Here is a 6,366-nt window from a genome sequence, read left to right on the forward strand (position 1 = left end):
CCGAGGGGCAGAGGTGTTCACGTACGGTCGGCGTCCGTATCGCGGAATGGTGCTTGTAAACGCCACGCAGGTCCTTACGCTGCCGGAAAACAAAGGAGCCGCAGATGACCGTCACCGACGCCCAGGCCCCCACCGGCCACGACGAGAAGGGGAGCCGAGGACCGGCTCCCGTACCCGAGTTCGCGGCCCGTGTCGCCACCGTCGGGGGCTCTCCGGTACGGGACATCCTGGCCGTGACGGCGCGGCCCGAGGTCATCAACTTCGCGGGCGGACTCCCCGCCCCCGGGCTCTTCGACAAGGGCGGCATCACCGCCGCTTTCCACGCCGTGCTCACCGAGCAGCCCGAGCGTGCCCTCCAGTACGCCACGACCGAGGGCGAGCCCGTCCTGCGGTCCGCCATCGCCGGACGCTTCTCCGTGCGCGGCCTCGCGACCGACGCCGACGACATCGTCATCACCACCGGATCGCAGCAGGCGCTCTCGCTGCTGGCCACGGCCCTCATCGAGCCCGGCGAGGTCATCCTCGTCGAAAGCCCCTGTTATCTGGCCGCACTTCAGGCCTTCGGCTTCGCGGGCGCGCATGTCGTGCCCGTACCGTGCGACGAGGCCGGGATCGACCCGGACGCCCTCGACGAACTCGTCGCGCTCCACCGGCCCAAGCTGCTCTACACCGTCCCCACCTTCCAGAACCCCACCGGCCGCACCCTGCCCGCCGGGCGCCGAGCCGCGATCGCCGGCGTCGCCGAGCGGCGCGGACTGTGGATCGTGGAGGACGACCCGTACGGAGAGCTGCGCTTCGAGGGCGAGCGCGTGCCGTGGATCGCCTCGTACCCGGGCGCGCAGGACCGCACCATCCTGCTCGGCAGCTTCTCCAAGGTCATGGCGCCGGGCCTGCGGCTCGGCTGGCTGCGCGGGCCCGCCGCGCTCCTGCGGGCCTGCGCCATCGCCAAGCAGGCCGCCGATCTGCACACGCCGACCGTCAATCAGCTCGCCGCGGCACGTTACTTGGCGGACAACGACCTCGACGCGCACGTGGCCCGTGTCGCGGGGGAGTACCGCGTGCACCGGGACGCCATGCTCGCGGGGATCGGGGACGCGTTGCCCGAAGGGTCCACCTGGCTCCGGCCGGAGGGCGGCATGTTCGTCTGGGCCAAGCTGCCCGACGGGTACGACACCGCCGCGCTGCTCCCGGAGGTCGTCCAACACGACGTGGCGTACGTTCCCGGGGCGCCGTTCTACGCCGGGGCGCCCGATCCGGCCACCCTGCGGATGTGCTTCGTCACGCAGACCCCCGACGAGATCGCCGAGGGACTGCGCAGACTTGGCGGCGCGCTTCGGGGTTAGAGGCGCTCAGGCGTCCTGATGCCGAGGAGCGCCATCCCCTGGTGCAGGGTGCGGGCCGTGATGTCGCACAGGAACAGGCGGTTCTCCGCGACATCCCGCGGCGGCTTCGGCTTGATGACCGGGCACTTGTCGTAGAACGTCGTGTAGAGCGACGCCAGTTGGTAGAGGTAAGCGGCCAGTTTGTGCGGCGCGTACTCCTGCGCCACCTCCGCCACCGTCTCGGCGAACTGGTCGAGGTGCAGACCCAACGCCCGCTCCGCGTCGGCCAGTTCCAGCTCCGGGTGGGCCTTGGGAGAGACGTCGTCCGCCTTGCGCAGGATCGACTGGATACGGGCGTACGCATACTGGAGGTACACGCTCGTGTCGCCGTTCAGGGACACCATCTGGTCCAGGTCGAACTTGTAGTCACGCACCGCCGACGTCGACAGGTCCGCGTACTTCACCGCGCCGATGCCCACCTGGGCGCCGCGCTCGGCGATCTCCTCCTCGGAGAGGTCCTGGGCCTTCTCGCGGACGATGGCGGACGCCCGGTCGATCGCCTCGTCGAGGAGGTCGATGAGGCGTACGGTCTCGCCCTCACGGGTCTTGAACGGCTTGCCGTCCTTGCCGAGGACCGTGCCGAAACCGAGCTGCACGGCCTTGACGTCGTCCGTCAGCCAGCCCGCCCTGCGGGCCGTCTCGAAGACCATCTTGAAGTGCAGGGACTGCCGCGCGTCCACCACGTACAGGAGCGTGTCGGCCTTCACGTTGAAGACACGGTCGCGGATCGCGGAGAGGTCCGTCGCCGCGTACCCGAAGCCGCCGTCGGACTTCTGGACGATCAGCGGGGACGGGTTGCCGTCCGGGCCCAACACGTCGTCGAAGAAGACACACAGCGCGCCGTTCGACCGGACCGCGACGCCGGACTCCTCCAGCATCTGGCAGGTCTCCGCCAGCATGTCGTTGTAGCCGGACTCGCCGACGATGTCCTCGTCGTGGATCTCCACGTCCAGCTTGTTGAAGACCGAGTAGAAGTAGACCTTCGACTCGTCCACGAACCGCTGCCAGATCGCGAGGGTCTCCGGGTCGCCCGCCTGGAGGTCCACGACCCGGCGCCGGGCCCGCGTCTTGAACTCCTCGTCGGAGTCGAAGAGCACCTTCGACTCCTTGTAGACGCGGTTGAGGCCGGACATCGCCTCCTCGCCCGCCTGCTCGGTGCCGTCGGCGGCCTGGTGGCCCAGCGCGTCCGGGTGCTCGATCAGGTACTGCACGAGCATGCCGAACTGGGTTCCCCAGTCGCCGATGTGGTGACGGCTGACGACCTTCTCGCCGGTGAACTCGAGGATCTTGACGACGGAATTGCCGATGACCGAGTTACGGAGGTGGCCGACGTGCATCTCCTTGGCCACGTTCGGCTGGGCCCAGTCGACCACCGTCGTGCCCGCGTGCTCGGCCAACGGCACGCCGAGGCGCTCGCCGTCGGCGGCGCGCGCGGCGAGGTTCTCGGTGATCGCCTTGTCGGTGACCGTGACGTTCAGGAACCCGGGGCCCGAGACCTCGACGTCCTTGATCGTGTCGTCGTCCGCGGGGAGGGCGTCCACGACCTTCGCCGCGAGCTCGCGCGGGTTCGCCTTCGCCTTCTTGGCGAGGGCCAGGATCCCGTTGGCCTGGTAGTCGGCCCGGTCGCTTCGTCGCAGCAGCGGGTCGGCGGAGCCGGCCTCTGGCAGGGCAGCCGAGAGGGCGTCCGCGAGGCGCTGGTGGACGAAGGCGGTGAGGGACGTGACCGAGGCCATGAATGGGTGCCGTTCTGCTCGGGTGTCTGGGTTGCTGTAGGTACGGAAACCGAGTATCCCACGCGGTGAAAAGCGGTTTTCGCGGTTACGGGTCGACCTGGGAGAATGACTGCGACAAGCGGTACTCACGTAGAAGCAGAGTTGAAGCAGAAAGGCGTGCCGATCGTGGCTCAGAGCACCGATACCACCGACTGGGTCTCCCGCTACGCGGACGAGGTCATCGCCGAGTCGGAGCGTCGTGCCCCGGGCAAACCGGTCGTCGTCGCCTCCGGGCTCTCCCCCTCGGGGCCGATCCACCTCGGCAACCTCCGCGAGGTCATGACCCCGCACCTCGTCGCGGACGAGATCCGGCGGCGCGGGCACGAGGTCCGCCACCTCATCTCCTGGGACGACTACGACCGGTACCGCAAGGTCCCGGCCGGTGTCCCCGGCATCGACGAGTCCTGGGCCCAGCACATCGGCAAGCCCCTCACCTCCGTGCCCGCCCCGGCCGGTTCCGCGTACGCGAACTGGGCCGAGCACTTCAAGGCGGCCATGACCGAGGCGCTCGACGAGCTGGGCGTGGAGTACGACGGGATCAGCCAGACCGAGCAGTACACCTCGGGCGTCTACCGCGAGCAGATCCTGCACGCGATGAGGCACCGCGGTGACATCGACGCGATCCTCGACCAGTACCGCACCAAGAAGGCCCCCGGGAAGGGCGGCCAGAAGCAGTCGCAGAAGCCGGTCGACGAGGCCGAGCTGGAGGCCGCCGAGGGGTCCGGCGCCGCGAGCGAGGACGACGGCAGCGGCGGCGGCAGCGGGTACTTCCCGTACAAGCCGTACTGCGGCGCGTGCGAGAAGGACCTGACCACGGTCACGTCGTACGACGACGAGAGCACCGAGCTGTCGTACGTGTGCGCGGACTGCGGGCACACCGAGACGGTCCTGCTCAGCGAGTTCAACCGCGGCAAGCTGGTCTGGAAGGTCGACTGGCCCATGCGCTGGGCGTACGAGGGCGTGATCTTCGAGCCGAGCGGCGTGGACCACTCCTCTCCCGGGTCGTCCTTCGTGGTCGGCGGGCAGATCGTGCGCGAGATCTTCGACGGCGTGCAGCCGATCGGTCCCATGTACGCGTTCGTCGGCATCTCCGGGATGGCGAAGATGTCGTCGTCGAAGGGCGGCGTGCCGACCCCGGCCGACGCGCTGAAGATCATGGAGGCGCCGCTCCTTCGCTGGCTGTACGCGCGGCGCAGGCCCAACCAGTCCTTCAAGATCGCCTTCGACCAGGAGATCCAGCGGCTCTACGACGAGTGGGACAAGCTGGACGCGAAGGTCGCGGACGGCTCCGTGCTGCCCGCCGACGCCGCCGCGCACTCGCGTGCGGTGCGTACGGCCGCGGGCGAGCTGCCCCGGACTCCCCGTCCGCTGCCGTACCGGACGCTCGCGTCCGTCGCGGACGTGACGGCGGGCGCCGAGGACCAGACGCTGCGCATCCTGCGGGACCTGGACCCCTCGGACCCGATCTCGTCCCTGGACGAGGCGCGGCCCCGCCTCGACCGCGCCGAGAACTGGATCACTACGCAGGTCCCGGCCGAGGCGCGCACGATCGTGCGCGCGGAGCCGGACACGGAGCTGCTGTCGTCGCTGGACGAGGAGGGCCGCGAGTCGCTGAGGCTGTTGCTTGAGGGCCTCGACTCGCACTGGTCCCTCGACGGCCTCACGCACCTGGTGTACGGCGTTCCGAAGGTCCAGGCCGGGTTCTCCGCGGACGCGACGGCGAAGGAACTGCCGCCGGAGATCAAGGTCGCGCAGCGGTCCTTCTTCGCCCTCCTGTACCGCCTCCTGGTGACCCGGGAGACGGGACCCCGCCTCCCCACGCTGCTGCTCGCCGTGGGCGCGGAGCGGGTCCGCAAGCTCCTGGGCGCGTAGCCGCGGGACGCGGGCGGCTTTGCGCTGACCGCTTGGCGGTACGAGGAAGGGGCGGCGCCCAGCTACTTGGGCGCCGCCCCTTCGCGTGCGGGCGCGTCGGGCTCGCGGCGCGGGGCCCCCGCGCAGGGCGGTGAGGGGCCGCTACGGGGAAGCGGCCGCGGCTCTGCACCCTTCGGACTACCCGGAGATCACTCCCCCGCAGGACGAACCCCGCCCCAGGTCGGGCGATCGTGGGGGCATGAAGGAAATCATCGCCATCGTCGGGTGGGTCGTCGGCATCCAGGGAGCCCTCGGCGCCGCCGGACGCATCTTCGGGGACGAGTCGTGGGGCCTCATCCACAAGTGGTGGGACGTGCCCACCCCCGGATACGTCGCCCTCCTCCTCGTCGGCGCCGCCCTCGCCATCTGGGGCGAAAGCAGCAAGAAGCGCGCCCGCAGCAGAAGTTGAGACTCCGCTACGCGCTGTACTCGGAGTCCAGCTCCTCCTGGTAGCGGCTGCGGAAGTCACGCAGGTACGGGCGCAGCGTGCTCTCGGCCGGAGGGCCACCCGCCTGGCCGGTGACGCCGTACAGGTCCATCAAGTACAGGCCGAACTGCCGGGCATTGGGATAGTCGCCGAGCTCGCTCACGTACTTGCGGAACGCCGCGAAGTACGCGTCGTCGCGCGAGACGTCGTCCGGCAGACCGGACGCATCGGGCAGCGGCCCCAGCTCCTCCGGCGCGTCCTCACGGACATCGCCCTCGGCAGGCTGCTGCTCCTCGCGCGGGCCCGGAATCAGATGCTGACCGCCGAGCGGGCGAGTACGGCCGGGCCCCGCGGGCACCGGGAACTCCGGGTCGGGAGCAGCCGCGGCCCCGCCCTGCTCGTCGAAGTACGCCTGCTGCCGCTCCAGGTACTCCTGCTGCTCGACGTACGCCTGCTGCTCCGCGTACGCCTGCTGGTCCGCGTACCACTGGTCGTGCGGCTCTTCAGGAAGGTACGAAGGCTGCTGGGCCGCGAACCACGGGCTCACATGCGCCGCCGCAGGCTCCGGCTCCGGCTGCTGCTCCTGCTCGGCCTGATCCTGCTGGGCTTGGCCCTGCTGGCCCTGCTGGCCCTGCTGGCCCTGCGGCTGCGACTCCGCCTCCAGCCGCGGCGCGGGCGGCGCCACCAGCTCCGGCTGCTGCGGCTCCACCGTCACCGGCACCGGCGGAAGCAGCGCGGGCTCGATGCCCGCCGCAGCGAGCCCCGCGGGAGCCGTCTGCGCCAGCGGTACGCCGAACCGCGCCAGGCGCAGCGGCATCAGGGACTCGACGGGGGCCTTGCGGCGCCAGGAGCGGCCGAAGCGGGCCTGGAGGCG

4 protein-coding genes and 1 pseudogene are annotated in these 6,366 nt (G+C 70.5%); 3 read left to right on the forward strand and 2 right to left on the reverse strand.

Annotation, left to right across the window (positions count from 1 at the left end):
- The first annotated feature begins 104 nt into the window (after positions 1-104).
- Complete coding sequence (locus tag AB0I94_RS41120; protein WP_363314943.1) at positions 105-1,343, forward strand: PLP-dependent aminotransferase family protein; 1,239 nt, start codon at positions 105-107, stop codon at positions 1,341-1,343.
- On the opposite strand, the gene argS is transcribed toward AB0I94_RS41120, so the two are convergent.
- Positions 1,340-3,115: an arginine--tRNA ligase gene (gene argS / locus AB0I94_RS41125; RefSeq protein ID WP_363314944.1), complete on the reverse strand. Its 1,776-nt coding sequence runs from the start codon at positions 3,113-3,115 to the stop codon at positions 1,340-1,342. The genes AB0I94_RS41120 and argS overlap by 4 nt on opposite strands.
- Before the next feature lie 156 nt (positions 3,116-3,271).
- On the opposite strand from argS, the gene lysS reads away from it, so the two are divergent.
- Positions 3,272-5,026, forward strand: coding sequence for a lysine--tRNA ligase (lysS, locus tag AB0I94_RS41130; protein ID WP_363314945.1), 1,755 nt, complete (start codon positions 3,272-3,274; stop codon positions 5,024-5,026).
- Positions 5,027-5,264: 238 nt separating this feature from the next.
- A complete protein-coding gene (locus AB0I94_RS41135) occupies positions 5,265-5,474 on the forward strand; it encodes a hypothetical protein (RefSeq protein WP_363314946.1) in 210 nt (69 codons plus the stop codon).
- Positions 5,475-5,481: 7 nt separating this feature from the next.
- On the opposite strand, the pseudogene AB0I94_RS41140 reads toward AB0I94_RS41135, so the two are convergent.
- Positions 5,482-6,366 (reverse strand): annotated as a pseudogene (locus AB0I94_RS41140) (hypothetical protein); the annotation flags it as partial.

Source organism: Streptomyces sp. NPDC050147 (assembly GCF_040660195.1).
Classification (GTDB): Bacteria; Actinomycetota; Actinomycetes; order Streptomycetales; family Streptomycetaceae; genus Streptomyces.

What these genes read in the sequence shown, in the direction of transcription:
- AB0I94_RS41120 (WP_363314943.1), top strand. Translation starts at nt 105, where the DNA reads ATGACCGTCACCGACGCCCAGGCCCCCACCGGCCACGACGAGAAGGGG.
- argS (WP_363314944.1), bottom strand. Translation starts at nt 3,115, where the DNA reads ATGGCCTCGGTCACGTCCCTCACCGCCTTCGTCCACCAGCGCCTCGCG.
- AB0I94_RS41135 (WP_363314946.1), top strand. Translation starts at nt 5,265, where the DNA reads ATGAAGGAAATCATCGCCATCGTCGGGTGGGTCGTCGGCATCCAGGGA.